Below are 26,481 nucleotides of genomic sequence, written 5' to 3' on the forward strand. Positions count from 1 at the left end.
GGTTCAGCGATGAGCAGTTCCACCGCAATCGCCCCCATCAGCTCCCGCACCGATCTCCAGCCGTCCGGCGCCGCGAACGGCAGCGAGGAGCAATACGTCACCTTCACCGTCGGCAGCGAGGAGTACGGCGTCAACATCCTGGCAGTTAGGGAAATCCGCGGCTGGACGCCGGAAAGCAGACTGCCCAATCTCCCCGACTATGTCCGCGGCGTGATCAACCTGCGCGGCATCATCATCCCGATCTTCGACCTGCGGGCCCGCTTCGGCGGCGGCCTGACCCAGGTGACGAAGCGCCATGTCGTGGTGGTGATGCAGGTGGGGGAGCGAACGCGCGGCATCCTGGTCGACGCCATTTCCGACATCCTCGCCATCGGCCATGACGCCATCAAGCCGCCGCCCGATGTCGACAGCGGTCTTATCGACGCCGAGTATCTCAGCGGCCTCTACACCGCCGAGAACCGGATGGTGACCCTGCTCAATGTGGGGAAGCTGTTCGCCGGCGAGCATGTCGACCAGGACGCCACCCGCGCAGCGCTGGAGCCGACCTGATACCGGTTGGCGATCCCCCGGCTGCGCAGGCCGCAACGAGAAGCCATAAAAAGAGGGAACGTCAGCGATGGCCACCGACGGCACGACTGCCAAATCCGGCACCTTCCTCAGCAACATGCGCATCGCCAAGCGGCTGTGGCTGGTCTTCGGCCTGCTGCTGGTTCTGATCGCCGCGCAGTCCGGCACCGGCATCTATGGGCTGGATGGGTTGAACCGGCGCATCGACAGCGTCATCGCGTCGGGCGACCTCGCCGTCTTCGCCAAGGATCTGGAAAGCCGCCTGGGTGCACAACGGCTGCAAACCCGGGAATACATCAATATCGGCACTACCGAGGCGCTGGACCGGCTGCGCGTCCTGCGCGGGGAGTTCGAATCGGCGATGGCGGACCGGCAGGCCATGATGAAGGCCTCCCCCAGGCCGCCGCTTTCGCCGACCTCAACAGCCTGCACGGCGCCTACCACGAGAAATTCGATGCGGTGCGGACCGTGCGCGAGCGCGCCGACCGGACACTGCGCGAGCGCATGGACCCGCTGGGCACCCAGGTGACCAAACGGCTGGAAGAGGCGGTGGCCGCGGCCGACGCCTCCGGCGACAAGGACGTCGCTTTCGGCATGCAGGAGGTGGAGAAGCGCTGGTTGCTGACCCGCTTCTACGCCAACCGCGCCATCGGCCTGCGCGATCCGGCCGCCGCCGCCCAGCTGGAGGCGGAAGGCAAGGCGATGGGCGACGGGATCGCCCGTCTGTCCGCCCTGCTGCAAAACAACGCCGCCCTGTCCGTGGCCCTGCGCGATGTCGAGACCCGCGGCGCCGAATACCGCAGCGCCTTCCGCGAGATCGTCGCCGCCAATGACGAGGCCAAGCGCCGCACCGACGATCTCGTCGCTGCCGCATCCGCGGTCAACCGTGCCATCGACGGCATCGTCGCCTCCATCGCAGCCGGCTCCAGGGCCATCGAGCAGGAGGCCGGCAGCGAGGCTGCCTTCACCATCCGCCTGACGGTCGGGCTGGGCCTGCTGTCGCTGGTGATCGGCATCGTCGCAGCCAACCGCATCGCCGCCTCCATCGTCGGACCGGTCACCGGCATCCGCCGGGTGATGACCGAACTCACAGAAGGCAAGCTGTCGGTCAGCGTCCCCCACACCGGCCAGCAGGACGAGCTGGGCGACATGGCCCGCGCCGTCGACGCCTTCAAGGACGAGGCGGTGGAGGCCCTGCGCTCCCGCATCGCGCTGGAACGGGTGTCGGCCAACATCATGATGGCCGATGCCGACGGCCGCATCCTCTACGCCAACGACTTCGATCATGGGCATGTTCCGCCACGCCGAGGCGGACCTGCGCACCGCGCTGCCCGGCTTCGACCCGGGCAGGCTGGTCGGACAGAATTTCGACGTCTTCCACCGTGACCCGACCCACCAGCGCCGGCTGCTGGCCGATCTGACCCACACCCACCGCGGCTTGGCAAAGACCGGCGGCCGCACCTTCCAGGTCATCGCCAACCCGGTGGTCAGCCGCCAGGGCGAGCGGCTCGGCACCGTCGTCGAATGGCGCGACCTGACCGAGGAACTGGCGATCGAGGCGGAGATCGGCGCCATGGTGGAGAATGCCGTGCGCGGCGACTTCACCCACCGCATCCCGCTGGACGGCAAGAGCGGCTTCTTCCGGCTGGTCAGCGAAGGCATCAACCGCCTGTCCGGAAACATCGCCGCCGTCACCGAGGATCTCGCCACGGTGCTGGAATCGCTGTCGCGCGGCGATCTGACCAGCCGCATCGACAAGCAGTATGAGGGCGTGTTCCAGCGGCTGAAGGACGATTTCAACGGCACGGTCGGCCGCCTGTCCGAGATCGTGCAGCGCATCGACCATGCCGCCGGCTCCATCGCCATCGCCAGCCGCGAGGTGGCCGAAGGCAGCATGGACCTGTCGGAGCGGACCGAGCAGCAGGCCTCCTCGCTGGAGGAGACCGCGGCCAGCATGGAACAGCTCGCCGCCACCGTGCGCTCCAACGCCGACAACGCCCAGCAGGTCAACGGCTTCGCCACCGAGGCGCGCACAGCGGCCTCGCGCGGCGGGCAGGTGGCGACCAGTGCGGTGGAGGCGATGCGCCGGATCGAACAGTCGTCGCAGAAGATCTCCGACATCATCGGCGTGATCGACGAGATCGCCTTCCAGACCAACCTGCTGGCGCTGAACGCGGCGGTGGAGGCGGCGCGGGCCGGTGACGCCGGGCGCGGCTTCGCCGTGGTGGCGCAGGAGGTGCGGCAACTCGCCCAGCGCTCCGCCCAGGCCTCGAAGGAGATCAAGGCGCTGATCATGGACAGCGGCGGGCAGGTGCGCGAGGGCGTCGACCTCGTGCGGTCGGCCGGCAGCTCCCTGACCGAGATCGTGTCGGGCATCGGCCGCGTCGCCGATCTGGTGTCGGAGATCGCGCGGGCGACCGCCGAGCAGGCATCGGGCCTCGACGAGGTCAACATCGCCATCGCCCAGATGGACGAGATGACCCAGAAGAATGCCGCCCTGGTGGAGGAAAGCACCGCCGCCGCCCGTTCCCTGGAGGATCAGGCCGACCAGCTGCGCCAGCAGATGACCTTCTTCACCCTCGCTCGCAAATCAGCCTGAGCCGAGATCTCTCGATGATGCCCCCGGTGCCGCGATGACCGACCGCTCGCCCGCCTCACTGACCGAACCCGAAACGCTGCGGCGCCCCCCGGCCGCCCCGGCGGCGGTTTTCGGTGGCGCGCGCGAATTCCATTTCGAGCGGCACCATTTCGACCTGATCGCCGGCCTGCTCTATCAGCTGGCCGGCATCGCGCTGGCGCCGCACAAGGCGGAGATGGTCTATGCCCGGCTGGCGCGCCGCCTGCGCGAGCTGCGGCTGCCCGATTTCGACGCCTATTGCGCCCTGCTGCAAAGCGACGGCGTGGCCGACGAGATCGGCTTCCTGGTCAATGCGCTGACCACCAACCTGACCAGCTTCTACCGCGAATCGCATCATTTCGACTTTCTCGCCTCCACCGTCCTGCCGGAACTGCGGGAGTTGAACGCCCACAAGCCGAAGCCGCGGTTGAGGCTGTGGTCGGCCGGCTGCTCCTCCGGGCCGGAGCCCTACACCATGGCGATGGTACTGGTTTCCGCCATGGGGGCGGATTCTGCGCCGCTGGGATGCCCGCATCCTCGCCACCGACATCGACACCCACATGGTGGAGACCGCCCGGCGCGGCATCTACCCGCTGTCGGGCGCCACCGGCATTCCGCCGGGGATCCGCCAGCGCTTCACCACCGACACCCGGCTGGACGGCGAGCCTGCTGTGGCGATGGGCGAGGAGCTGAAGCGCCTCGTGACCGTCAAGCCGCTGAACCTGCTGGAACATTGGCCGATGTCCGGCCCGTTCGACGCGATCTTTTGCCGCAATGTCCTGATTTATTTCGACCGCCGTGGCCGGATGCAGGTGATAGAAAACTTCGCCCGGATGCTCCGCCCCGGCGGGTATCTGTTCCTCGGCCACTCAGAGAGCCTGTATGGCGTGTCGAACCTGTTCCGGCAGGCCGGTCCGACCATCTACCGGAGGGAGTGAGCGATGAACGCCGAACCCCTCCCCCGGCAGGAGCCAGCCAGCCCGACGCTCCGCAACCGCATGGGCAGCGGGCGCTACTTCAACCGGGAATTCAACGCCGACACCGTCAAGATCGGGCTGGGCCAGCAGGCGGTCAGCGACCGTCCCGACCTGATGATCGCGACGACGCTGGGTTCCTGCGTGGCGGCCTGCATCCATGACCCGGTGCGCGGCATCGGCGGCATGAACCACTTCATGCTGCCCGACCTGCCGGCGAGCGAGCTTGACGGGGCCGGCATGGCCGCGCGCTATGGATCGGTCGCCATGGAGCGGCTGATCAACGCGCTGCTGGCCGCCGGTGCCGAACGCCAGCGCCTGCAGGTCAAGCTGTTCGGCGGCGGCCGCGTCATCGAATCGAGCTACGACATCGGCGGGCTGAACAGCCGCTTCGCGCTGGATTATGTGCAGACGGAGGGGCTGACGCTGGCGGGCCACGATCTGGGCGGAGGCTCCGCCCGGCGGGTGCATTACTTCCCGCACAGCGGACGTGCGCTGCGCCGCCTGCTGCGGCCGGAGGCGGCGGCCGACACCGTCACCCGCGAACGGCGTTTCATCACGCACCTGAGCCAGACCCCCGAGGAGGGCGACGTCGAACTGTTCACCCCCGCCGATCCGGAAGGGAGCTGACCCATGCCCAGACCGATCCGCGTCGTCATCGTCGACGACAGCGCCCTGATGCGCGAGATGCTGAAGGACATCCTGACCCGGGAGGCGGGAATGGAGGTGGCCGGCGTCGCCCGCGACCCCTTCGAAGCGCGCGAGGTCATCAAGGCCACCAACCCCGACGTCATCACGCTGGACGTCGAGATGCCGAAGATGGACGGGCTGTCCTTCCTGGAGAAGATCATGACCCTGCGGCCGACGCCGGTCATCATGGTCTCCTCCCTGACTCGCGAGGGGTCGGACGCCGCCATCCGCGCACTCGAACTGGGGGCGGTGGACTGCGTCGCCAAGCCCGGCAGCTCCGACGGGCAGGGCTTCGAGGCGACGGCGATGGAGCTGGTCTCCAAGATCCGCGTCGCCGCCACCGCGCGCCTGACCATGCGCCGCCCGGCTGCCACCCATGGCGTCCTGCCGACGCCGCGGCGCGCCGGCTCGGGCAAGCGGCTGATCGCGGTCGGCGCCTCGACCGGCGGGGTGGAGCGCATCCGCGACGTGCTGGCCGCCATGCCGGCCGACTGCCCGCCCATCGTCATCACCCAGCACATGGGCCCCAGCTATGTGCCCAGCTTCGCGGCACGGCTCGACCGGCTGTCCGCCCCCACCGTGCGGGTCGCCGTCCATGGCGACCGGCCGGCCCAGGGGCTGGTGCTGATCGCCCCCGGCGACCGCCATCTCGCCATCGTCCGCGACACCGCCGGCTTCATCTGCCACATCCAGGACACCCCCGCGGTCAGCGGCCACCGCCCGTCGGTCGACGTGCTGTTCGCCTCCGTCGCCAAGGCGGCCGGCAACAACGCCGTCGGCGTCATCCTGTCCGGCATGGGCCGCGACGGCGCCATCGGCATGAAGGCGATGCATGAGGCCGGCGCCTTCACCATCGGCGAGCAGGAATTGAGCTGCGTCGTCTATGGAATGCCACGCGCCGCCAAGGAGGCCGGCGCGGTCACGGTCGAACTGCCGCTCACCCAAATCCCCGCCGAAATGCTGCGCGCCTTCGACGCCGTCGGCGAACGCCCCCGCACCGCCCCGACCTGATCGGGAATCCGGGTAGAGTTTCCAAGGAGCACCAGTATGTTCAAGTCCGCTGCCCACGACGCCGTCCAGACCGGCTCCCGGAATGCCGCGCCCCGGGACGTCTCCGCGACGCCGGACGGCGACGCCAAGGTCGCGGTCACCGCGGAGCTTCTGTCCACCTGGCTCGGCTTCGCCGATGTGCAGCGCCGCACGCTCGACATCGTGCAGGGCGAGCTGACGCGCACCTCGGACCATGTGGAGACCTCCACCCTCGACCTGTCGGAGCGCTTCCGCGAACTGGCCCGGAAGGCGCTGGAGCAGTCGGAACGGGTGGCCCAGATCGTCGACACGGCAGGGTCGGTCGACATCGACGGCGAGCGGGTGCCGCTCGACAGGCTGGTCGTCGGCATGCAGGACGTGATCACCGACATGGTGACCAACATCGTCACCCTGTCGCGCCATGCCATGAGCATGGTCTATCTGCTGGACGACGTGCAGAAGGACGTGGCCGAGCTGGAGAAGTCGATCGGCGACATCGATGGCATCAACCGCCAGACCAACTTCCTGGCGCTGAACGCGACCATCGAGGCCAGCCGCGCCGGCGAGGCCGGGCGGACCTTCGCCGTGGTGGCGCAGGAGGTGCGGCACCTCTCCCGCTCCACCGGCGAACTGGCCGACCGCATGCGCGGCACCGTCACCGCCGTGGTGAAGGGCGTGCGCAACGGCCACGACATCCTGCGCCAGATCGCCAACACCGACATGTCGCCGCAGATGCTGGCCAAGGAACGCGTCGACAAGACGATGGACAGCCTGGTGGCGCAGACCAACCATTTCCAGTCGGTGCTGGAAACGGCGGCGTCGGTGTCGTCCGATATGTCGTCCACCATCGCGCACGTCATCACCGGCATGCAGTTCCAGGACCTGACCAAGCAGCGGATCGAGGCGATCAACGACAGCCTCGCCATCATGAGCGCCGGGCTGGGAGAGCTGGAAACCCGGATCCGCGCCCAGGTGCCGCCCGCCATCGGCGCGCGCGAACCGCAGGAATGGCTGAACCAGCTGATGAGCCGCTTCACGCTGAGCGAGATGCGCGAGCGCTTCGTGCGCAGGCTGCTGCTGGAAGGCACGGCCCTCGACGAAAACGGCGTGCTTGACCTCGATGCCGCAGGGGGAAGCAGCGCCGGCGGTGATATTGAACTCTTCTAGTGCGGTGCCCCCCGCCTGTACACTGAACCATATTTGCGGAAAGACGGGCCTATGGACTACGGCATCGAAGTGCGCGATCAGGAGGCGGTCATCCGCCTGCGCGGTCGCCTGACCTTCAACGACCACGCGAAGTTGCGGGCACTGATCGGTGAAATGGGACAGAACAAGCTCAAGCGCCAGGTGCTCGACCTGTCGTCGCTCGAATTCGTCGATTCCGCCGGCATCGGCATGCTTCTGATCGCGCGGGAGGAGATGGACCGCGCCGCCAAGCAGTTCATCCTGCGCGGCGCCGCCGGTCAGGTCAAACGGGTGCTGACCGTGGCGCAGATCGCCAAGATCGTTCCGATCGAGGACTGATCCCGGTGATCGACGGGACAACCCAGGGCACGACACAGGAGGCGGACCAGACCGCCGGCTGCCGCACCCGCTTCGCCGGTCTTCTGGCGCCGGGGTTGGCGGCCGACCGGCTGACCCGGCTGGCGCTGGCGCTGCGGCTGTCCCCGGTGCAGGCGCCCGCCGGACCGGCGCCGCTGGCGGTCCTGCTGGCCGGAGACGGGAGCGCCGTCCCCGAGTCCGACGCGCTCTGGCTCCCGCCGGTCGCCGCCTGGATCGAGCCGCCAACCGATACCGGGGCTTCCGATACCGCCGACCGATTGGCGCCATTCCTGGCGGAGGCGGCGACAAGCGATCTCTACCTGAACCTGACCACGGCCACCGCGCACGACCTCCAGCTTGGCGGCAGGCTGCTGGCCGCGCTGAGCGCCCGCCATCCGCTGGAGGGGGACCGCCGCGACGACGTCGAGCTTGCGTTGCACGAGGCGGTCAGCAACGCGCTGGTCCACGGCAACCTGGGTGTCGCCGGCATGAAGGAGCTGAGCGCCCAGGAGCTGGAACGTTTTTCCCGCGACCTGGGCGACCGTCTGGCCGATCCGGTGCTGGCGGGCCGCCGCATCGTCGTCACGCTCCGGATCGACCCGGCGGAGGATGGCCGGCGGGTGGCGACTGTGGAGATCGCCGATGAGGGCGCCGGCTTCACCCCGGGCCCGCGCGCCAGCTCGGGAGCGTCCGGCCGCGGCCTCGACCTGATCGGCACCATCGCCGACGGGCTGACGATCGAGGATGGCGGCCGCCGCATCCGCATGAGGTTCCGGCTGTGACCGCGGATGGCTGGCATAATCCCGGCTGTGGAGCGATCCCGCAATCGGATGCCGGACGCTCCGATGTGCAGGGTTCCGGCGACCGGCTCTGCGAGTGCCGGATCCCCGACTGCACCGTCCTGGACTGCCCGATCCTGGTGGTGGACGACACCGCCTTCAACCGCACGCTGATCGGCGCCTTCCTGGCCGAGGCGGGCTTCCGGCAGGTTTCCTTCGCCGCCAGCGGGTTCGCGGCGCTGGCGATGATCGAGGCCGCCATCCCAGACCTGCTGATCCTGGACATCATGATGCCGGGAATGGATGGGTTCGAGGTCTGCCGCCGCCTGCGCGCCATGCCGGAGACGGCCGACCTGCCGATCCTGGTGCAGACCGCACTGTCGTCGGGTGAGGACCGCAACCGCGCCTTTGCCGCCGGCACCACCGATCTGGTGTCGAAGCCGCTGGAGCGCACGGAGCTGCTGGCCCGCGTGCGCATCCATCTGGAAGACCGGGTGCTGATCCGCCGCCTTCAGACCTATCGGGCGCGGGTGGAGGCCGAGCTGTCCATCGCCCGGTCGATGCAGGAGCATCTGCTGCCGACCCCGGCGCAGAGCGCCGCCGTGGCCGCCGCCGCGGGCTGCCGCCTGCGCGCGCACAGCGTGATCTCGCCCCATCTCGGCGGCGATCTCTGGGGGTTGCTGCCGCTGGGCGGGCGGCGCTTCGGCGCCTATCTGCTGAACGTCGCCGGCCGCGGAGTCTCGGCGGCGCTGAACGCCTTCCGGCTGCATGCCCTTCTCCAGGAGCTGGGTCCCGCCCATGGCGAGGACGCCGCCGTCCTGATGACCGCGCTGAACGACCGCGCCGCCGGGCTTCTGGCGCCGGGCGAGAAGGCCACCATGACCTATGGCGTGGTGGACGGCGAGGCCGGGCGCTTCATCCACGCCTCGGCGGACGGGGCGCCGCCGATGATCCTGAGCGGCGACGGCGGACCGTCGTTCGGTGCGGCCGCCGGCCTGCCGATCGGCATCGCGCCCGGCACCCGCTACCGCAGCGACGTGATGGAGTTGCCGCGGGGCAGCGTGCTGGCGCTCTACTCCGTCGCGGTTCTGGAGGCGTTGGACGCCGGCGGGACCGGGATCGGACTCGGCTGGATGATCGGCCGTGCCGTGGCGGAGGGTGAAGGCTTCGACGCCGTGGTCCGCTCGCTGGGCTCCGCCCTGGGCCGGGTCAGCGGCGACGACCACACGCTGCTGTGGATCGAACGGGAGGCGGCGGCATGAGCGATTCTCCGCCATCCGACCTGCTTCCGGCCGAGGCGGGCGATGTCGTCGACGGGCTGGCCGGCGCCCGCGTGCTGATCGTCGACGACAACCGGATCAACCGTCACCTTCTGCTGGCCCTGCTGGAGCGCGGCGGCATCACCCTGATCGAGCAGGCGGAGGATGGGCAGGACGCGCTGGTCCTGATGGAGCGCTTCAAGCCGGATCTCGTGCTGCTCGACCTGATGATGCCGCAGATGGACGGGTTCGAGATGTGCCGGCGCCTGCGTGCCGACCCGCGCTGGAAGTCGTTGCCGGTTCTGGTGCAGTCCAGCCTGAGCCGGGCGGAGGACCGAGCCCGTGCCTTCGCCGCCGGCGCAACCGACTATGTCACCAAGCCGATCAATGCGGTGGAGCTGATGGCCCGCGTGCGCATCCAGCTGCGCAAGCGGGCCATGCTGCGCGATCTGGAGCAGTATCACAGCCGCACGGAAAACGAACTGGAACTGGCCCGCGCCATGCAGGCCCGGATGCTGCCCGGTCCAGACCGGCTGGCCGAGTTGGAGGAGGCGACCGGCATCGCCGTCCAGGCGCATTTCGCACCCTCCTCCGAACTGGGGGGCGATTTCTGGGGAATCGAGCGGCGGCCCGACGGTCGGGTCGCTGTCTATCTGGTCGATTTCTCCGGCCATGGGGTCGGCGCCGCGTTGAACACATTCCGGCTGGACGCCATCTGCCGCCAGATCGGCAGCACCGACCTGACCCCGGCGGCGTTCCTGGAGACGGTGAACCGCCGGCTGTGCGGGCTGCTGCCCAGCGGCCAGTTCGCCACCATGCTGACCGGGCTGATCGATCCGGTGGCCGGGGAGTTCCACTATGCGTCCGCCGGATCGACGGCACCGATGGTCTGGCATCCCGGCGACGAGGCGCCGCGGTTGGGCGACGGCAGCGGGCTGCCGCTCGGCCTGCTGTCGACAGTCACCTACGACGCCCGCCGGCTGCCGATGCCGCCCGGTGCCCGCCTGCTGCTCTATTCCGATGCGGCCATCGAAATCCCGATCGAGGGCGTTGAGAGCCACGGGGTTCTTGACGAGTACGGCCTCGCCACCCTGCTTGCCCTGCGCCTGCATGAGCCCGACGACGCCGCCCTGCTGTCCGGCCTGCTCAACGACCTGACGGCGACCGGGCCCATCGACGACGACCTGACGGCAGTGCTGCTGACGCGCCGGCGCTGACTGCCGGGCTGCCGGCCCGACCACACCGGAACGCTGCGGCCCCAAAAGCAAAAAGGCCGCCCCCGAGGGAGCGGCCTTTCGCGTTCGGCAGGAGCCGACCGATCAGCGCGAGTAGAATTCGATGACCAGGTTCGGTTCCATCTGGACCGGGTACGGAACGTCGGCCAGCAGCGGGGCGCGGACGAAGCGGCCCTTCAGGGCGCTGCCGTCGACTTCCAGATAGTCGGGGATGTCACGCTCGCCGGAGGCCGAGGCTTCCAGGATCAGCGCCATCTGCTTGGACTTGGCGCGCACCTCGACGGTGTCGTTGTCCTTGATGCGGGCCGAAGAGACGTTCAGGCGGCGGCCGTTGACCAGGATGTGGCCATGGTTGACCAGCTGACGGGCGGCGAACGGGGTCGGCGCGAACTTCATGCGGTAGACCACGGCGTCCAGACGGCGCTCCAGCAGGCCGATCAGGTTCTCGCCGGTGTCGCCCTTGCGGCGGACGGCCTCGGCATAGATGCGGCGGAACTGCTTCTCGCCGATGTTGCCGTAGTAGCCCTTCAGCTTCTGCTTGGCCATCAGCTGCAGACCGTAGTCCGACGGCTTCTTGCGGCGCTGGCCGTGCTGGCCGGGGCCATACTCGCGCTTGTTCAGCGGGCTCTTGGCGCGGCCCCACAGGTTGACGCCAAGGCGGCGGTCGATCTTGTATTTGGACTCTTGACGCTTGCTCATAGCTCTCAGGCCTCGTTGGACACGAGTTGATGTTGTCCCGGTAGTTCCGGCCGCCCTGTTCAGGCGGCGGACGGGGCGTCAAAAATTGCGCGCGCCCGCTTTCCCAGGAGGTGAAGGCGCGCACAATACCCATTGGCGCGGCCGAGTCAAGCCTGACGCATATGCGGGCCCGACGGCATATCCGGAACCTCTTGCACGCCCCGCCCTTTTCCGCTCCCCTTCCCGGCGGCGCAAGCGGCAGGCGGGACTGAGGCGATGGAACGGGTGGAGTGCGTGGTCGTCGGGGCGGGCGTGGTCGGTCTGGCGGTGGCGCGGCGGCTGGCGCAGGCGGGGCGCGAGGTGATCGTGCTGGAGGCGGAAGAGGCCATCGGCACCGGCACCAGCTCGCGCAACTCCGAAGTCATCCATGCCGGCATCTATTATCCGACCGGCAGCCTGCGCGCCCGGCTGTGCGTGCCCGGCCGCGACGCGCTCTACGACTACTGCACCGCCCACGGGGTGGAGCATCGCCGCATCGGCAAGCTGATCGTCGCGACGGAGGAGGCGCAGCTTCCGAAGCTGGCGGCGATCCGCGCCCAGGCGGCGGCCAACGGCGTCACCGACCTGACGGAGATCGACGCCGCCACCGCGATGCGATGGGAGCCGAACCTGCGCACCGTCGGCGCCCTGCTGTCGCCCTCCACCGGCATCATCGACAGCCATGGGCTGATGCTGGCTTTGCTGGGCGACGCGGAGGACCTAGGGGCGATGCTGGCACTGCTGAGCCCGTTGGAGCGCTCCCACCGCACCGCGGCCGGATTCGAGCTGGAGGTCGGCGGGGCGGAGCCGATGCGCATCGCCTGCTCCACGCTGGTGAATGCCGCCGGGCTGGGTGCCTGGGCCGTCGCCCGCGGCCTGGAGGGGCTGGACGCCGCCCACGTGCCGCCGAGGGTGCTGGCCAAGGGCAATTACTATGCGCTGGCCGCCGGCCGTTCCCCCTTCTCGCGGCTGGTCTATCCGGTGCCGGTGGAGGGCGGGCTGGGGGTCCACCTGACGCTGGACCTTGGCGGACAGGCCCGCTTCGGTCCCGACGTGGAATGGCTGGGCGACGTCAATGGCGGCATCGATTATGCCGTCGACCCCGCCAGGGCCGACTCCTTCTACGGCGCGGTCCGCGCCTATTGGCCGGGGTTGCCGGACAATGCGCTGGTGCCGGCCTATTCCGGCGTGCGGCCGAAGCTGAGCGGCCCGGGACAGCCGCAGGCGGACTTCCTGATCCAGGGACCGGGCGCCCATGGGATGGCCGGGCTGGTCAACCTGTTCGGCATCGAATCGCCGGGCCTGACCTCCTGCCTTGCCATCGCCGACGCGGTGGCCATGGAGCTTGGCGAGGCGCCTGAGATTCTTAACCATTCCAGAGTCGCACAGGGTTCTTGACCGCAGCCGCGGCTCTCCCAATCTATAGGCATGGCGGCGCCGGTAGATGCTGGGCCGCCGAGCCGCCGGGCGCCGGAAACGGGCCCACCTTCCGCAACTCGCTCCCGTCGTGAGGAGGATGCGTCGTGACCACTCGCCTTTCGCTCTTCAACAGCCCGCTTCTGCTCGGCTTCGACCAGTTCGAGCGGACGCTCGACCGGATCGCCAAGAATTCGGCCGAAGGCTATCCCCCATACAACATCGAGCAGATCGGCGACGACGGCCTCCGCATCACGCTTGCCGTGGCCGGTTTCACCTCCGATGACCTGTCGGTCCAGATCGAAGACAACCAGCTCGTCATCCGCGGCCGCCAGACCGACGACAAGTCGCGCGTCTATCTGCACCGCGGCATCGCCGCGCGGCAGTTCCAGCGCAGCTTCGTGCTGGCCGAAGGGATCGAGGTGGTGGGCTGCTCGCTCGACAACGGGCTGCTCAACATCGACCTGACCCGCCCGATGCCGGAGCCGAAGGTCCGCACGATCAAGATCGAACAGCCGAAGAAGACCGCCGCCGGTGCGATGCCCCGCACCATCGACGTGTCCGCCGACGGCCGGGACGACTGATCCCCCTTCCCGCTGTCTTCCCTGATACCCTCGCCCCCGATACTCTGCACGCGCGGCCGCCCATGACGGGGAGCCGCGGGAGACCAAGACCATGATGAACGATACCCACAGCCAGCTGCGCCAGCTGTCGACCCAGGATTTCGCCAGCTTCGGCCTGGGCGACGTCGCCTATGTCCGCCCGGTGGAGGTGGACGGCGCCGCCGCCTTCGCCATCCACGCCGCCGACGGCACGCCGCTGAGCGTCGTCGCCGACCGCGAGCTGGCCTTCGCCGCCATCGTCCAGAACGACATGGAGCCGGTCAGCGTCCACTGACCGCCCGCCGCGGCGCGCCGGCAGGAGGACACCCGCGCCTCTCGGCCTGCCGCGGCCTGTTGTGCGGCAATCCGCCACATCTCGATCCTTGTCAGCCCTGACTCCTGTTGTAAGGTGCGCTCTGCGATAATCGCCGGCACGGGACGCGAGACGGCAGTGGGAGACGGTCGGTTGGACGGTGGGGCAAGCGATACGGCGGCGGACGCGAAGTCCACGCCCGATACTGAACAGCGCAAGACCTGGGACGACGAGGCCCGCGACTCCCTTCACATCCTGCCTTTGTCGGCGATCCCGCTGGAAACGCCTGGTCTTCAGCACGCGCGCCTGATCAAGAATGTCCGGCTTCAGACCGTGGTGGAGATGTTCCGCGACGCCCAGGCCGGCAGCGGCCAAGTATCTCCCCGCCACATCCCCTCCTATTTCGAATCCTACAAGGACGAGATCGAACGCGACCTGGTGAAGCTGGAGAAGATCGGCGCCGCCTCCAGCTTCGACGTTTATTCCTCGCGGATCGAGCTGCGGCGGTTGAACATCGACGTCAACAACGTCGAATCGCTGACCCTGTCCGACCGCAAGAAGGCCGAACTGACCAGCTACATGCGGGTCTTCACCCGCCCGCTGATGGAATATGTCTATGGCACGGAGGAGCTTCAGGTCGCCGACGTGACCGACATCATCCAGCTGTTCGCCAACCCCAACCGGGACGAGGCCCTGCGCAACCTGCGCATGATGGCCGACCGGCTGGACATCGGGCTGAACGACATCCCGAAATTCCTCGAGGAATATGGCGACATCTTCCTGTCGCTCGCCTATTTCCGCAAATGCCTGGACGAGATCGTGCCGGAGGTTCAGCGCTTCGTCAGCTGGATGGAGGAGATCCGCAGCTCCGCCGAGGTCAAGCGCGATTCCCGCCAGATGCGCATGCTCGACGAGATCGCCCGCGACCTGACCGACATCGCGACCTCCATCACCGGCCGGTTCGAAAGCTTCGACAACCGCTCCAAGGATTTCTGGAGCGACATCAACGCCGACACCTTCCGGTCGATCCGCGAGCTGATTGCCTCGCACCACGTCACCATTGGCGGTGTGCTGTGCGGTCTGGCGGTGAAGATGAACCTGTGGAAGCACCGCTTCGCCCGCGGCGGCGGCGGTCCCAACCGCCGCATGGAATTCGTGAAATCGGAGATCCTGCCCGGCCTGTCCCACATCAAGGCGCTGGAACAGTCAGCACGCACCGGGCACATGTAGGCCCCGTCAAGCCCCAACATCAGTCCATCGACAGCATCTTGCCCATGCCGTTGTCCAGCAGGATGGTGGCGAACAGCGTCAGGATCGGGACAAGGAACATCAGCCCGATGACGCAGCGCACCACCAGATCCTTGCGCCGGGCGGACCGGCAGAGCGGGCAGTCGTTGGGACCATGCCCGTAATCGGACCCGCAATAGGGACAGGCGGTGGTTTCGACCATGGCGCAGAGGCTTTCAGAACGGGCGGGCAGCCCAGGAACCGCCGCCATTCTGAACCCGGCAACCGCCGAACCGTCATGAAATCACTGTCATAATTAAGGTTATTCCCTGACCGCCGCAGGGCAGCCGCTAGCCGGCAGCCGCAACCGTTCAGGCGGCACGGTCGAGCGCAGCCAGCCCGGCGACGCTGCGGCCGAACTGCGCGGCAAAGCGGTCGCGCTCGGCGCCGGACAGGGTGAAAGTGACATGCAGCCGGCCGGCGCCGCCGCGATCCAGCCCCCGGACAACGGCAGCCACCGGCTCCAGCCCCGGCAAGGCGATGCGCAGCGCGCTCCCCTCCGCCAGACCGGACCATGCCTCCTGCGGCAGCCCGCTCAGCTGGGCGCCACCCTCCGACGCGTTGTCCACCGTCACCGGCAGTTCGCGCCCGCCCACCGACAGCCGGCCGGGACGGTTCAGCGGATAGCGCGGGGCGGACCGGCGGTTCACCTCCGGCGTCGCCGTGCGGATCGCTTCGATCAGCACGCGGCGGAGCTGGTCGATGCTGGCGGCGACATTCACGGACAGGCTGTTGACCTCGTTGGCACGCTCGCCGGTCGCAGTCGCCTCCTGCGAGACGGCGGCAATGCGGGTCGCCACCTCCTGCGCGGCGTTGGAGGTCTGGACGACATTGCGGGCGATCTCGCCGGTCGCCGCTTCCTGCTCCTCGATGGCGGCGGCGACGTTGGCCGACACGGTTTCGACGCCGCGCACCCGCTCGGCGATGGCGCGCACGGCGCGCACCGCCTCGGACGTTGTCGCCTGGATGGCGGCGATCTGGCTTTCGATCTCGTCCGTCGCCCGCGCGGTCTGGCCGGCCAGCTGCTTCACCTCGCTGGCGACGACGGCGAAGCCCTTGCCCGCCTCGCCGGCGCGCGCCGCTTCGATGGTGGCGTTCAGCGCCAGCAGGTTGGTTTGGCCGGCGACATCGTTGATCAGGTCCGTCACCTCGCCGATACGGGTCACCGCCTCGGCCAGACGCTGGATGGTCTCCTCGGCCCGGATCGAGGCGCCGACGGCGTCGCCGGTCATCGTGGTCGCGGTGCCGATCTGGGTCGCGATCTCGCGGATGGAGGCGCTCAACTGTTCCGATGCGGCGGCGACGGTCTGGGCGTTCGACAGCGCCTGGGTCGCGGCCGCGGCGACGGTCTGGCTGTTGTCGCTGACCGCGCGGGCCGATTCGGCCATGCGGGTGGCATTGCCGGCCATCTGGCTGGTCTGGCTGGCCACCACGTCAACGGCGTTCGATGCCTCGATCTCGACCGTTTCGGCCATGCGCAGCAGGGCTGCCTGCTTTTCGCGCTCCGACCGCTCGCGCTCCTCATCGCGCAGGCGGTGCAGGCGCCGGGCCTCCTCCGCATTCTCCTTGAAGACGCGCAGGGCCTGAGCCATCGCCCCGACCTCGTCACCGCGGTCGGCCCCGGGAATGGCGACGGTCAGGTCGCCCTGCGCCAAGGCCCGCATCGCCACGGTCAGCTCGCCCACCGGCCGCACCACCCGGCGCCGGATGCCGAACACGCCCAGCACCACGACCGCCAGCACCAGGGCCGAGACGCCCCACACCGCGGTCATGAACAGGTCCTCGCGTCCGGTGGCATAGACCTCCGTCTCGCTGTTGTAGCGGTTGGTGTCCTCGACGATGCGGTCGACGATGGCGCGGTGGGCGGCATAGGCCTCGGCGATCACCGCGTAGGAGGCACGCGCCGCCCCCTCGTCCTTGCGGGCCAGCGCCGGCAGGAACTTGGTCTCCACCTCGGTCCAGAAGCGCATCACCGGCGTGTGGGAGGTCCGGGTCAGTTGGGTGAGCAGCGACGGCTCGAAGCTCTCCTTGAGCCAGTACTCATGCCGCTCGTCATAATCCTTGCGCAGTTGCGCCAGCCGCCCTCGGCGCTGCCCGACCGACGCCGGGTCGTTCATCGCCAGCGTCGCCTCCAGATAGGCTTCGATCACATATTCCGGCGGCGGCAGGATGTCGGCGATGAGATCCTTGCCCAGCACGATGCGCTGGTAGATCGGGCCGCCCACCTTCAGCTCGCGGATCGCCAGCGCACCGGTGACGACCACCGCCAGGAAACCCAGCGTGACCACCACCCCGAACAGGTTGGTAAGCGCGGCAATCCGGAGGTTTCTCAGCATTATGCAACCCCTGCGCAGAAACGACGGCATGGGGTTGCTTCTCAAAATAACCCTAATATGACAAGCAAAAAACTTGCTCGATTATCGGGGAAAACAGCAATGATGTTTCGTTGTGCGCGTTGCCCGCAGATTGTGCAACGTCTGCGCAAAGACCATCCAAAGTGCCGGCGTAGATCTCAGGTCAAGACCAAAGTGCCGACCCAGCCAACCAGGGCCAGGATCACCAGCATCACCAGCAGCGCCACGATGACGGCGTTGGTGCGGCGAATCGACCGGCAGCGCGGGCACCCTTCCTCGGCGGCGGGATAGCGGTGGGCACAGCGGTCGCAGCGGACGGTCTGTTCGGTTGCCGTTTGGCCGGTTGCTGCATGGTCAGTCATCGGCGGATTCCATCGCATCTATAAACCTGTCAGGCCGCAGGGATAGCACGCCGACGGTTCTGCATCCATCGGTCGGAATGCCTCAATCGGCCGCGGTGGTCTCGACCGGTGGCACCGCGCGCAGTTCCGTCGCCTGCAGGCGGCGCGGGCTGTGGTCCAGCGGCTCGAGCAGGGGCATCTCCGCCGTCCCGTCCGGCGCGGCATGCAGGTCGCGGAACCGGCGCGCGCTGACCAGCACCCGCGATTCCAGCGTGCCGACCGCGCTGTTGTAGGAGCCGACGGCCTTGTCCAACTGCCCGCCCAACCGGTCCATATGGCCACCCAGGTCGGACAGCCGCTTGTACAGCTCGGCGCCGAGCGCGCTGATTTCGCGGGCGTTGTCGGCCAGCCGCTCCTGCCGCCAGCCATAGGCCACGGCGCGCAGCAAGGCGATCAGGGTGGTGGGCGTTGCCAGAATCACGCGATGGTCGATGCCGGCCTCGATCAGCGCCGGGTCCTGCTCCAGCGCCGCCGAGAAGAAGTTCTCGCCGGGCAGAAACAGCACGACGAATTCCGGGCTGTCGTCGAACTGGTCCCAATAGCCCTTGGTGCCGAGCTGCTTCATGTGGTCGCGCACATGGCGGGCATGGCGGACCATGCCATCGCGCCTGACCGTGTCGTCGACCGCCTGGATGCCGTCCAGATAGCCTTCCAGCGGGGTCTTGGCATCGACCACAAGGGTCTTGCCGCCGGGCAGCGTAACGATCAGGTCGGGGCGCAGCCGGCCGCTGTCGACCGATACCTGCTCGACGAAATCGCAGTGGTCGAGCATCCCCGCCATCTCGCAGACCCGGCGCAGCTGGATTTCACCCCAGCGCCCGCGCGCCGCCGGCGTGCGGAGAGCCCGGACCAGGTTGCCGGTTTCCGCCCTGAGCGCGCTCTGCGTCTCCACCAGCGACAGCACCTGTTGCTTCAACCCCTCATAGGCTCCCGCCCGCGTGCTTTCCAGGTCGCGGATCTGCCGGTCCATCGCCTCCAAACTCTGGCGCACCGGATCGACGATGGCGGCGATGGCCGTTTGCCGCTTGTCGAGGTCGCCCTTCGCCTGCTCCTGGAAGCCGGCCAGCGTCTCCCGCGCCAGATCGAGGAAGCTGCGGTTGTTCTGGTGCAGCGCCTCCGCCGACAGCGCCTTGAAGCTGTCGGCCAACGCCGCTTGCGCGCGCTCCAACAGCGCCATCTTCTCCGCCGCCGCGGTCCGTTCGGCCTCCAGCCGGGTGGACAGCTGGGCATGGCGTTCGCGGGCGCCGGCGACCTCGCCATGCAGGCGGGCGATCTGGTGGTCGCGCGCCTCGATCTCCTCGCGCAGGTCGCCCTCGGTCCGCTCGGCGAGGTCGAGGCGGGTGGCGAACTCGGCATGCAGGACGGCAGCGGCCGCCTCGGCCCGGCCGGCAGCGGCGCGCAGCACCGCCCAGGCGACGGCGGCGCCCAGCAGCAGACCGGCCGCCAGCCCGATGCCCAGCGACAGACCGTCCACCACCATCCCGTTGACCAGGAACTGCGTCACCCCAAATCCCCTCAGCTCTGGAATGGGAGCAGCCTATCGGAACGAATCGCGAATTGGAACAGGGCGCGAACGTACCAAGGACCGCGCCGGCCCGGCTTTCGCTTTCTCCGCTTGCCCAACCAAGGAGGCCGCGCCATATCGGAAGCCATGCCCGACGATACTCTCCCCGACGACAAATCCCCCGATAACGGCAAGTACGATTGCAGCCCGGACTGCGGTGGCCCGCGTGTCCGCGCCATCCCGCCCGGCGAGGATCGGGAGCGGCTGATGTGCCCGGACTGCGGCTACATCGCCTATCAGAACCCGCTGATCGTGGTGGGTGCCGTGGCGACCTGGGAGGATGGCCGCATCCTGCTCTGCCGCCGTTCCATCGAGCCGCGCAAGGGCTACTGGACCCTGCCGGCCGGCTATATGGAAGAGCGCGAGAGCACCCGCGACGGCGCTGCCCGCGAGGCCTGGGAAGAGGCGCGGGCGCGCATCGACATCGACCATCTGCTGGCGATCTACGACATCCCGCGCATCAGCCAGGTCCAGATGATCTTCCGCGCCCGCCTGCTCTCGCCCGATGTGGAGCCCGGCCCGGAAAGCCTGGAGGTCGGCCTGTTCGAGTGGAAGGACATCCCCTGGGACGAGCTTGCCTTCCCCACCGTCGTCTGGGCACTGCGCGAACATCATGAGCGGCTCGGCCGCTCCGACTGCGCACCTGCGGTCAACCCCACGCCGGACGCGCTCGCCCGGTGGGAGAAGATGCTGTAAGGGCCAGGTCAGGGTTGGGGCGGGTGCGCTGCCCCGTCCACCGGGAACTTCGCCACCAATTCCTGCTCCGCCCCGTCGCGCCGGATGGTCAGCGGCAGCCAGGTGCCCGGCGCCTGCCGGCGGATCACCGCGACCAGATCGGCTGGCGCGCGCACCGGCATGCCGGCGGCGATCAGGATGCGGTCGCCGGTGCGCAGGCCCGCCGCCGCGGCCACGCTGCCGCTGCTCACCGCCCCCACCATGATGCCCTCCGGACCGGGGTCGAGTTGCACGCCCAGCTTGGGGCGCTGCGGCTCCGCATCCTCCCGTTCCGGCCCCAGGCCGAACACCGCATCGGCGATGCGGCCATCCAGCTCGCCGCAGTCGCGGTCGGCGTCCCAAGGCAGCAGCACGGCCGCATCGGCGATGCCGAGATCGGCCAGCTGGTGCGGAACGCCGTCACGGCGGGCGATGTGCCCCTCCCCCAGGATGCCAACCACGAGACGGCCGGTGTTGCGGCGGGTCTCGGCGATCTTTTCCGCCATCGCACGGTCCCAGACGCCTTGCGCCTCGATGAAGCGCTTGACCGCGCTGTCGGGCGCGTCGGCAGGTGCGGCGGAACGGGCTTCGGAGCGATCGTGCGCCGCCAGCGTCTCGGTCAGGCGGTTGCGGTAGGCCTCCGTCGGGGCGGCCGGATTGCCGACGCCCTCGCGCTCCGCCTCCGGGACGGTGGCCCAGCCGTTGCGTGCGGTGCGGCCGATCAGCGACCGTTCCACATTCAGCGCCACCACCGGCAGCCGATGCAGGCGGGCGAATTGCAGGATCGGCAGGTAGAATTGCGGGTCGAAGCCCCAGACCGTGCGCCAGTCCGTCGTCTTCAGGAACTCGCCCTCCGTCATCTCGCCCACTGCCCAGCGGTCGAGCACCGGTTGCAGCCGGCGCGGCAGCATCTCCATGCCCACGGCAAGGTCGGGGTTCAGCGCATGAAGGCCGGCAAGGGTGTGCAGTTGCCAGCGATGGTGGTCAGCCTTGTCATGCTGCTCCCCCAGCAGGACCACAGGCGCCTCGGCAAGGCGGCGCAGCAGCGGCACCGGCTCCACCGCAGCACCGGCACTGTCGGCCCAGACGCCGGGCGGCACGCAGGCGACCCGCACCGGCTCCGCAGCCCAGCCGGCCGCCGCCGTCATGGACAGCGCCGTGACGGTCATCAGGGCAAGGCGACGGCGCAATAGGGACGCAAGGGGACGGAAGGGCTGGCGCGGCAAGGGCTGGCTCCGTCTTGCGGGGATTCGCCAAGGTTGGCGCTGCCGGACGCAACGTCAATGGACAAGGCCGCGGATTGCGTCGTTCTGCCGCGCCTTCCGCCGCGCCATATGCCGCCCCCGGAGCCGACCGGGGAGCCGGGAGAAGCTGGCATACTGGCGGATGACAGGCGATGCGGCGGCGGGTAGGATCGCCGCAGGCGGTGGACCACCGGCGGATGAGGGGCCTTCGATCCTCCCATCCGGAACTCCCGAGGCCGTTCCCAGGGCGTCCGCTTTCCCCGCCGACCGCAATCATTCGTGAAGCGCAGCCCCCCATGCCGCACCGCAAAGTCGTCATTCTCACCGGCGCCAGCCGGGGTATCGGACACGCCACCGTCACCCGGTTCAGCAACGAAGGCTGGCGCGTGATCTCGTGCTCGCGCGAGGATGTGCCGGCCCATTGCCGCCGCGATCCCAACTGGACCCACCACATCCCGGCCGACCTGTCGGACCCTGCCAGCCGCGCCGCCTTCGTCGAGGAGGCGAACAAGGCGCTGGACGGCGCACCGCTGCACGCCCTGATCAACAACGCCGGCATCTCGCCCAAGACGCCGATCAAGGAGCGGCTCGGCTGCCTGAACGGCTCGATCGAGGGCTGGCACCGGGTGTTCGAGCTGAACTTCTTCGCCGCCCTGGTTCTGGCCCGCGGCTTCGCCGCTCCGCTGTCGCGGGGGAAAGGGGCGATCGTCAACGTCACCTCCATCGCCGGCCATTCGGTGCATCCCTTCGCCGGCTCGGCCTATTCGACCTCGAAGGCGGCGCTGTCCGGCCTGACCCGCGAAATGGCGGTGGAGTTCGCGGAGATCGGCGTCCGCGTCAACGCGGTGGCTCCTGGCGAGATCGAAACGGCGATGACCGGCCCGGAATATGATGTGCTGATCCCGCGCATCCCGCTGAAGCGCATGGGCACGCCGGAGGATGTCGCCGCGGTGATCTTCTACTTGTGCGGCTCGGACTCGGCCTATGTGACGGGGACGGAGACCTTCATCACCGGCGGCCAGCATCTGTTCTGAACGAGGGAAAGGCGGGGGCCGCCGCAGCGAAGGCCCCCACCGGAAAACGTCCTACTTCCCGCCCCGCCAGGCGATCAGCCGCCGCGCCGCCTCGGCGATGGTTGCTTCCGACCCGGCGAAGCTGAAGCGCAGGAAACGGCGGCCACGGGCGGTGTCGAAATCGATGCCGGGGGTGCAGGCGATGCCCGTCTCTTCCAGGATCTGCTTCGCCAGCGCCTCGCTGTCGTCGGTCATGTCCGACACGTCGGCATAGATGTAGAAGGCGCCGTCGGCCGGGGCCATCTTGGTGAAGCCCGCCTTCGGCAGTTCCTCCAGCAGCAGCGCGCGGTTGCGGGCATAGCGGGCGACGTGGCCGTCCAGCTCTTCCGTGCAGTCGAAGGCGGCGACCGCCGAGACCTGGCTCAACGTCGGCGCCGAGATGAACAGGTTCTGCGCCAGACATTCGACGGAGCGCAGCAGGTCGTCGGGAACGATCATCCAGCCCAGACGCCAGCCGGTCATCGAGAAATACTTGGAGAAGCTGTTGACCACCAGAGCCTGATCGTTGACCTCGGCCGCGGTGACCGCGTCGGTGCCATAGGTCAGGCCGTGGTAGATCTCGTCCGACACCATGCGCACGCCGTTGGCGCGGCACCAGTCGGACAGGGCGGTCAGTTCCTCCCGGCTCAGCATCGTGCCGGTCGGGTTGGCCGGGCTGGCGACGATCAGCCCCTGCACCGGCTCGTCGAGCGCCTCAAGCAATTCGATGGTCGGCTGGAAGCGATGTTCCGGCCCGGTCGGCAGCTCGACAGGAATCACGCCGGCCGCGGTCAGGGTGTGGCGGTAGGCCGGATAGCTGGGCGATGCCATCGCCACCCGGTCGCCCGGATCGAAGGCGGCGAGAAAGCCCAGCTGGAACGCACCCGATGACCCGGTGGTGACGACCACCCGGCCTTCAGGCACCTCGACGCCGTAGCGGTCCCTGTGCCATTTGGCGATGGCGGCGCGCAGCGGCGGGATACCGAGCGCCCCGGTGTAGCCCAGCGGATCGCTGCCGACCACCGCGCTGGCCGCCGCCTGCACCACGCCCTTCGGCGCGCCGCTGGACGGCTGCCCCACCTCCATGTGCAGGACCTCCAGGCCGGCGGCCTCGCGCTCGGCCGCGGCGCGCATCACTTCCATCACGAAAAAGGGCGGAATGGCGCCCCGCTTGGAAACCTTGGGCTGCTTGCTCATGATCGTCCGTCTCTACCTGTCGCCGGCCTTGGGCCGGGCCATTATTGTCCGGGACTCAGTCCCGCTTGCGCTCGCTTTCCACCGTCAACGCGAGGCTGCCGGCACGCGGATCGTTCGCCGCCTGGCAATAGCGGATCCCATCCTCCACCGAAACCCGGCAGCCGACGAAGCTGGCGCGTCCGGGGATGGATTGCGGACGGGCCGCCTGGATCTGGGCGGCGGTGGACTTGTCCTCCAGGCCGGCGGGAAGGGCAACCGACAGCAGAGCCGCCGGACCAGCCGCCGGGCCGTCGTCGCCGTTGGCGGTGCCGACCCCGGCGAACAGGGTGCGGCCAATGATGGAGTTGGCGATCAGGGCCGGCGCGCCGAAGCCGCCGCGGTCCACGTCCTGGGCCACCAGCATGCCGGTTCCGGCAATGCCGCGGCCGGTGCCGAAGGGCGCCCCCTGTGTAAAGGCACAGGCCGCACCGTTCTCGTCGGGATCGATCACCATCACGCCGGCCCCGGCAGCGGTCGGCCCCTTGCCGGTGGCGCCCAGCAGCTGCGCGGCACGCGTGGCGCGCTCGGCCGGCGGCAGAGAGGCGACAGCCTTCCAGGCCTGGACCAGGGCGGCGCCGAACTCGGGCTCGTTCAGGTCGGGAACATGCAGGTCGGAAATGTCGAAGGGCACGGTCAGCGTGCCGCCGACGCGCGGCTGGTAGGCCCGCAGCTGCGCCGGGTCGATGCCGGTGCCCTGGGCCACCGTCGCGGCGAGCGGCCCGTTGTAGAAGGCACCCACCCCCTGGCGGCGCAGGACCGACAGGGTTGCCGCCAGCTCCGGCTGGCCGACCACGGCGCCAACCGCCGGAGTGCCGCCGCCGAGGAAGCGCCGCCTCGTGTCCGAGTCGGGCGCCAGCCGCCCGCCGAAGCTGCCGAGATCCTGCACCAGCGCGCGGCTGAGACCGGGGGAGAACTGGGCCAGCTGTTCGGCCGGGGCGACGACCTGCTCCCAGCGCATTACGCCGGCCGCCGCCTGGACGGCGAAGAGGCCGCGCGCCATCGCCGGCATGGCGACACCGCCGGCACCGGCCGGGCGCGGCAGGAAATCGATGGTGCGGGCCTTTTTCGAGGCAGCGTCGAACAGCACGCAGACGCCGCCGCCGGCCAGCCCGACGCGCGACGGCAGGCTGGCAGTCATCGCCAGGGCCATCGCCGCGACCGCGTCGCCGGCCTTGCCGCCCTGGGCAATGACGTCACGACCGACGCCGGCGGCATAGGGCTCGTCGGCGACGACGAAGCTCTGCACCGTGGCATCGGTCTTGAACTTGGTGTTGACGCAGCCTGTCAGCAGTGATGCAGCTATGGCAACCGCGCCCAACCGTTGCCAGATTTGCAAGCGAGTGTGTCGCGGGCTCCGCCGGTCGTGCGGGGGAGTCCGCTGTTCCAAGCCGGAGGTCGTCACGGTGCGCAAGCCCAGCAGGCTGGTTTCGGTCGTCGCCATCATGTCCGTATGTCTGATGTCGCTGGTGTGGGGAGCGCCACCGGCGAGCGCGCAGCGCCGCTCCGAGATGCAAATCCTCAGCGACGCCGAGACGGACCATATCATCCGCAAGATGGCCCGGCCAATCTTCCAGGCGGCCGGCATCGACCCGGACTCGGTGCAGATTCTGTTGATCAACGATCCGACGGTGAACGCCTTCGTCGCTGGCGGACAGAACATCTTCATCCACACCGGGCTGCTGCTGGACGTCGACAACGCCGACCAGTTGCTGGGCGTCATCGCGCATGAAACCGGCCACATCTCCGGCGGCCATCTGGTCCGCGGGGCGGAGGCGATGGACAACGCCTTCCTCGCCTCGCTGCTCGGCATGGGTCTCGGCATCGCCGGCGGCTTGGCCTCGCGGAATGCCGGTGCCGGTGCGGCCGGCGTCATGCTGGGCCAGCATCTGGCGGAGCGGAACTACCTGTCCTTCTCCCGCACGCAGGAGGCGTCGGCCGATCAGGCCGGCCTGTCCTTCCTGGAACAGTCGGGCATCTCCGCAAAGGGCATGGAGACCTTCCTTGAGAAGCTGGGCGTCAACGACCCGCTGATGAACGACCGCGACGCCGGCTATCGCCTGACCCACCCGCTGACGCGCGAGCGCATCGACGCGGTGAAGGCCTTCGTCGCCCGCTCCCGCTACAGCAATGCCCAGCTGCCATCGGCGACGGAGGCCGACCTGCGGCGCGTCCAGGCCAAGCTTTACGGCTATCTCGACCCGCGCGGCGCCCTGGTCCGCTACAAGGTGAACGATCCGTCGCCGGCCGCCCGCTACGGTCGCGCCTATGCTTATTTCCGCCAGGGCGATGTCAAGCAGGCGACGCCGCTGGTCGACGGGCTGATCGCCGACGAACCGAAGAATCCCTATCTCTACGAGATGAAGGGCGATTTGATGCTGCAGACCGGCCGGGCGCCGGATGCGGTGGCCCCCTATCGGAAGGCCGTGGAGATGGCCGGTTCCGATGCCGGAACGATCCGGGTCTCCCTCGCCCATGCCCTGCTGGAACAGCATGACCCCCGTCTGGCCGACGAGGCGCTGAAGAATTTGCAGATCGCGTCCAAGGGCAAGGCGCAGTCAGCCTTCCTGTGGCGGCTGACCGCCCAGGCCTGGAGCATGAAGAAGAACGACGGCATGGTCGCCTACGCCACGGCGGAAGAGGCGCTGGCCAGAGGCGACATGCCGATGGCCAAGGCCCAGGCAGAGCGGGCGGAAAGGATGCTGCCTGCCGGATCGCCCGGCTGGCTGCGCGCCCAGGACATCCGCGGCCAGACCGGCGGGGCCGACAAGCCGGAGCGCTGACGGGATTGCCGGCGAAGCACGGGTCATATGACTAAAGCGTCCTTCCGGTAACGCAACGGTCATTGAACCGTCCCGGCCACGTCATCGCCGCTTGCTATTCCGCGGACAT

26 protein-coding genes and 2 pseudogenes are annotated in these 26,481 nt (G+C 68.9%); 20 read left to right on the top strand and 8 right to left on the bottom strand.

All coding sequences use genetic code 11. From position 1 onward, the window contains the following. Positions 1-9: 9 nt before the first annotated feature. The 13 genes and pseudogenes from ACWPN3_RS20625 to ACWPN3_RS20685 all read left to right on the top strand — a co-directional run bounded on the left by ACWPN3_RS20625 (position 10) and on the right by ACWPN3_RS20685 (position 10,674). Complete coding sequence (locus ACWPN3_RS20625) at positions 10-549, top strand: chemotaxis protein CheW (protein ID WP_492240984.1); 540 nt, start codon at positions 10-12, stop codon at positions 547-549. 67 nt (positions 550-616) lie between these two features. Next, the gene (locus tag ACWPN3_RS20630; RefSeq protein ID WP_492261711.1) at positions 617-1,096 is read left to right on the top strand and encodes an MCP four helix bundle domain-containing protein; all 480 of its coding nucleotides are present in this window, start codon (positions 617-619) and stop codon (positions 1,094-1,096) included. After that, on the top strand, positions 1,027-1,953 hold the full coding sequence (locus tag ACWPN3_RS20635; protein ID WP_492261712.1) for a HAMP domain-containing protein: 927 nt from the start codon (positions 1,027-1,029) through the stop codon (positions 1,951-1,953). The genes ACWPN3_RS20630 and ACWPN3_RS20635 overlap by 70 nt, the downstream gene beginning before the upstream one ends. Further along, complete coding sequence (locus tag ACWPN3_RS20640) at positions 1,853-3,166, top strand: methyl-accepting chemotaxis protein (protein WP_492261713.1); 1,314 nt, start codon at positions 1,853-1,855, stop codon at positions 3,164-3,166. Before ACWPN3_RS20635 ends, ACWPN3_RS20640 begins: the two co-directional genes overlap by 101 nt. A gap of 34 nt (positions 3,167-3,200) precedes the next feature. Then, positions 3,201-3,623: pseudogene (locus ACWPN3_RS20645) on the top strand (protein-glutamate O-methyltransferase CheR); the annotation flags it as partial. A gap of 121 nt (positions 3,624-3,744) precedes the next feature. After that, a complete protein-coding gene (locus tag ACWPN3_RS20650) occupies positions 3,745-4,122 on the top strand; it encodes a CheR family methyltransferase (protein ID WP_492261714.1) in 378 nt (125 codons plus the stop codon). A gap of 3 nt (positions 4,123-4,125) precedes the next feature. Next, on the top strand, positions 4,126-4,788 hold the full coding sequence (locus tag ACWPN3_RS20655) for a chemotaxis protein (protein WP_109445627.1): 663 nt from the start codon (positions 4,126-4,128) through the stop codon (positions 4,786-4,788). 3 nt (positions 4,789-4,791) lie between these two features. Next, entirely contained in the window at positions 4,792-5,859 is a 1,068-nt protein-coding gene (locus tag ACWPN3_RS20660; RefSeq protein ID WP_492261715.1) for a protein-glutamate methylesterase/protein-glutamine glutaminase, read from the top strand. 504 nt (positions 5,860-6,363) lie between these two features. Then, a pseudogene (locus ACWPN3_RS20665) lies at positions 6,364-7,044 on the top strand (methyl-accepting chemotaxis protein); the annotation flags it as partial. A gap of 51 nt (positions 7,045-7,095) precedes the next feature. Continuing rightward, positions 7,096-7,401: an STAS domain-containing protein gene (locus ACWPN3_RS20670; RefSeq protein WP_109048956.1), complete on the top strand. Its 306-nt coding sequence runs from the start codon at positions 7,096-7,098 to the stop codon at positions 7,399-7,401. 5 nt (positions 7,402-7,406) lie between these two features. Beyond that, positions 7,407-8,201 (top strand): ATP-binding protein, encoded by a 795-nt coding sequence (locus tag ACWPN3_RS20675; RefSeq protein WP_492240990.1) that lies wholly within the window; start codon positions 7,407-7,409, stop codon positions 8,199-8,201. A 65-nt stretch (positions 8,202-8,266) separates the two neighbouring features. Beyond that, the gene (locus ACWPN3_RS20680; RefSeq protein ID WP_492240991.1) at positions 8,267-9,460 is read left to right on the top strand and encodes a response regulator; all 1,194 of its coding nucleotides are present in this window, start codon (positions 8,267-8,269) and stop codon (positions 9,458-9,460) included. Further along, the gene (locus tag ACWPN3_RS20685) at positions 9,457-10,674 is read left to right on the top strand and encodes a PP2C family protein-serine/threonine phosphatase (protein WP_109445621.1); all 1,218 of its coding nucleotides are present in this window, start codon (positions 9,457-9,459) and stop codon (positions 10,672-10,674) included. The genes ACWPN3_RS20680 and ACWPN3_RS20685 overlap by 4 nt, the downstream gene beginning before the upstream one ends. Positions 10,675-10,776: 102 nt before the next feature. On the opposite strand, the gene rpsD is transcribed toward ACWPN3_RS20685, so the two are convergent. Further along, positions 10,777-11,391 (bottom strand): 30S ribosomal protein S4, encoded by a 615-nt coding sequence (rpsD, locus tag ACWPN3_RS20690; RefSeq protein ID WP_109445619.1) that lies wholly within the window; start codon positions 11,389-11,391, stop codon positions 10,777-10,779. 255 nt (positions 11,392-11,646) lie between these two features. Between rpsD and ACWPN3_RS20695 the strand changes: the two genes are divergently transcribed. From ACWPN3_RS20695 to ACWPN3_RS20710, 4 genes are all read left to right on the top strand, one after another. Then, positions 11,647-12,807 carry an NAD(P)/FAD-dependent oxidoreductase gene (locus ACWPN3_RS20695; RefSeq protein ID WP_492240993.1) on the top strand — a complete coding sequence of 387 codons (1,161 nt, stop codon included), beginning with the start codon at positions 11,647-11,649 and terminating at the stop codon, positions 12,805-12,807. Between the two features lie 125 nt (positions 12,808-12,932). Beyond that, entirely contained in the window at positions 12,933-13,409 is a 477-nt protein-coding gene (locus ACWPN3_RS20700; protein WP_098739184.1) for an Hsp20 family protein, read from the top strand. A 91-nt stretch (positions 13,410-13,500) separates the two neighbouring features. Continuing rightward, positions 13,501-13,722 carry a DUF1150 family protein gene (locus ACWPN3_RS20705; RefSeq protein ID WP_109445615.1) on the top strand — a complete coding sequence of 74 codons (222 nt, stop codon included), beginning with the start codon at positions 13,501-13,503 and terminating at the stop codon, positions 13,720-13,722. 171 nt (positions 13,723-13,893) lie between these two features. Continuing rightward, entirely contained in the window at positions 13,894-14,970 is a 1,077-nt protein-coding gene (locus ACWPN3_RS20710; RefSeq protein WP_492240995.1) for a hypothetical protein, read from the top strand. A 19-nt stretch (positions 14,971-14,989) separates the two neighbouring features. Here ACWPN3_RS20710 and ACWPN3_RS20715 read toward each other — a convergent pair whose 3' ends face one another. From ACWPN3_RS20715 to ACWPN3_RS20730, 4 genes are all read right to left on the bottom strand, one after another. Next, positions 14,990-15,190: a hypothetical protein gene (locus ACWPN3_RS20715; RefSeq protein WP_247879685.1), complete on the bottom strand. Its 201-nt coding sequence runs from the start codon at positions 15,188-15,190 to the stop codon at positions 14,990-14,992. A gap of 148 nt (positions 15,191-15,338) precedes the next feature. Beyond that, positions 15,339-17,363 carry a methyl-accepting chemotaxis protein gene (locus ACWPN3_RS20720; RefSeq protein ID WP_492240997.1) on the bottom strand — a complete coding sequence of 675 codons (2,025 nt, stop codon included), beginning with the start codon at positions 17,361-17,363 and terminating at the stop codon, positions 15,339-15,341. Positions 17,364-17,539: 176 nt separating this feature from the next. After that, positions 17,540-17,743, bottom strand: coding sequence for a hypothetical protein (locus ACWPN3_RS20725; RefSeq protein ID WP_492240998.1), 204 nt, complete (start codon positions 17,741-17,743; stop codon positions 17,540-17,542). An 82-nt stretch (positions 17,744-17,825) separates the two neighbouring features. Next, the gene (locus ACWPN3_RS20730) at positions 17,826-19,286 is read right to left on the bottom strand and encodes a DNA recombination protein RmuC (protein WP_492241000.1); all 1,461 of its coding nucleotides are present in this window, start codon (positions 19,284-19,286) and stop codon (positions 17,826-17,828) included. A gap of 147 nt (positions 19,287-19,433) precedes the next feature. Between ACWPN3_RS20730 and ACWPN3_RS20735 the strand changes: the two genes are divergently transcribed. Next, the gene (locus ACWPN3_RS20735) at positions 19,434-20,042 is read left to right on the top strand and encodes an NUDIX hydrolase (protein WP_109445605.1); all 609 of its coding nucleotides are present in this window, start codon (positions 19,434-19,436) and stop codon (positions 20,040-20,042) included. A gap of 8 nt (positions 20,043-20,050) precedes the next feature. Here ACWPN3_RS20735 and ACWPN3_RS20740 read toward each other — a convergent pair whose 3' ends face one another. Then, entirely contained in the window at positions 20,051-21,286 is a 1,236-nt protein-coding gene (locus ACWPN3_RS20740; RefSeq protein ID WP_492241002.1) for a ChaN family lipoprotein, read from the bottom strand. 314 nt (positions 21,287-21,600) lie between these two features. Between ACWPN3_RS20740 and ACWPN3_RS20745 the strand changes: the two genes are divergently transcribed. Beyond that, a complete protein-coding gene (locus tag ACWPN3_RS20745) occupies positions 21,601-22,338 on the top strand; it encodes an SDR family NAD(P)-dependent oxidoreductase (RefSeq protein ID WP_109445603.1) in 738 nt (245 codons plus the stop codon). Positions 22,339-22,389: 51 nt separating this feature from the next. On the opposite strand, the gene ACWPN3_RS20750 is transcribed toward ACWPN3_RS20745, so the two are convergent. Both ACWPN3_RS20750 and ACWPN3_RS20755 read right to left on the bottom strand, forming a co-directional pair. After that, positions 22,390-23,553: a pyridoxal phosphate-dependent aminotransferase gene (locus ACWPN3_RS20750; protein ID WP_109445601.1), complete on the bottom strand. Its 1,164-nt coding sequence runs from the start codon at positions 23,551-23,553 to the stop codon at positions 22,390-22,392. A gap of 55 nt (positions 23,554-23,608) precedes the next feature. Next, positions 23,609-24,928, bottom strand: a complete 1,320-nt coding sequence (locus ACWPN3_RS20755) for a gamma-glutamyltransferase (protein ID WP_492261716.1) — start codon at positions 24,926-24,928, stop codon at positions 23,609-23,611. Positions 24,929-24,995: 67 nt separating this feature from the next. On the opposite strand from ACWPN3_RS20755, the gene ACWPN3_RS20760 reads away from it, so the two are divergent. Further along, a complete protein-coding gene (locus ACWPN3_RS20760) occupies positions 24,996-26,372 on the top strand; it encodes a M48 family metalloprotease (RefSeq protein ID WP_098739175.1) in 1,377 nt (458 codons plus the stop codon). Positions 26,373-26,481 lie beyond the last annotated feature (109 nt).

This window comes from Azospirillum sp. UENF 111221 (assembly GCF_058780625.1).

Excerpts from the sequence above, each read along its gene's own strand:
- ACWPN3_RS20625 (WP_492240984.1), top strand. The coding sequence starts at position 10 with ATGAGCAGTTCCACCGCAATCGCCCCCATCAGCTCCCGCACCGATCTC.
- ACWPN3_RS20630 (WP_492261711.1), top strand. The coding sequence starts at position 617 with ATGGCCACCGACGGCACGACTGCCAAATCCGGCACCTTCCTCAGCAAC.
- ACWPN3_RS20640 (WP_492261713.1), top strand. The coding sequence starts at position 1,853 with ATGGGCATGTTCCGCCACGCCGAGGCGGACCTGCGCACCGCGCTGCCC.
- ACWPN3_RS20650 (WP_492261714.1), top strand. The coding sequence starts at position 3,745 with ATGGTGGAGACCGCCCGGCGCGGCATCTACCCGCTGTCGGGCGCCACC.
- ACWPN3_RS20655 (WP_109445627.1), top strand. The coding sequence starts at position 4,126 with ATGAACGCCGAACCCCTCCCCCGGCAGGAGCCAGCCAGCCCGACGCTC.
- ACWPN3_RS20660 (WP_492261715.1), top strand. The coding sequence starts at position 4,792 with ATGCCCAGACCGATCCGCGTCGTCATCGTCGACGACAGCGCCCTGATG.
- ACWPN3_RS20670 (WP_109048956.1), top strand. The coding sequence starts at position 7,096 with ATGGACTACGGCATCGAAGTGCGCGATCAGGAGGCGGTCATCCGCCTG.
- ACWPN3_RS20685 (WP_109445621.1), top strand. The coding sequence starts at position 9,457 with ATGAGCGATTCTCCGCCATCCGACCTGCTTCCGGCCGAGGCGGGCGAT.
- rpsD (WP_109445619.1), bottom strand. The coding sequence starts at position 11,391 with ATGAGCAAGCGTCAAGAGTCCAAATACAAGATCGACCGCCGCCTTGGC.
- ACWPN3_RS20695 (WP_492240993.1), top strand. The coding sequence starts at position 11,647 with ATGGAACGGGTGGAGTGCGTGGTCGTCGGGGCGGGCGTGGTCGGTCTG.
- ACWPN3_RS20705 (WP_109445615.1), top strand. The coding sequence starts at position 13,501 with ATGATGAACGATACCCACAGCCAGCTGCGCCAGCTGTCGACCCAGGAT.
- ACWPN3_RS20715 (WP_247879685.1), bottom strand. The coding sequence starts at position 15,190 with ATGGTCGAAACCACCGCCTGTCCCTATTGCGGGTCCGATTACGGGCAT.
- ACWPN3_RS20720 (WP_492240997.1), bottom strand. The coding sequence starts at position 17,363 with ATGCTGAGAAACCTCCGGATTGCCGCGCTTACCAACCTGTTCGGGGTG.
- ACWPN3_RS20725 (WP_492240998.1), bottom strand. The coding sequence starts at position 17,743 with ATGACTGACCATGCAGCAACCGGCCAAACGGCAACCGAACAGACCGTC.
- ACWPN3_RS20735 (WP_109445605.1), top strand. The coding sequence starts at position 19,434 with ATGCCCGACGATACTCTCCCCGACGACAAATCCCCCGATAACGGCAAG.
- ACWPN3_RS20745 (WP_109445603.1), top strand. The coding sequence starts at position 21,601 with ATGCCGCACCGCAAAGTCGTCATTCTCACCGGCGCCAGCCGGGGTATC.
- ACWPN3_RS20750 (WP_109445601.1), bottom strand. The coding sequence starts at position 23,553 with ATGAGCAAGCAGCCCAAGGTTTCCAAGCGGGGCGCCATTCCGCCCTTT.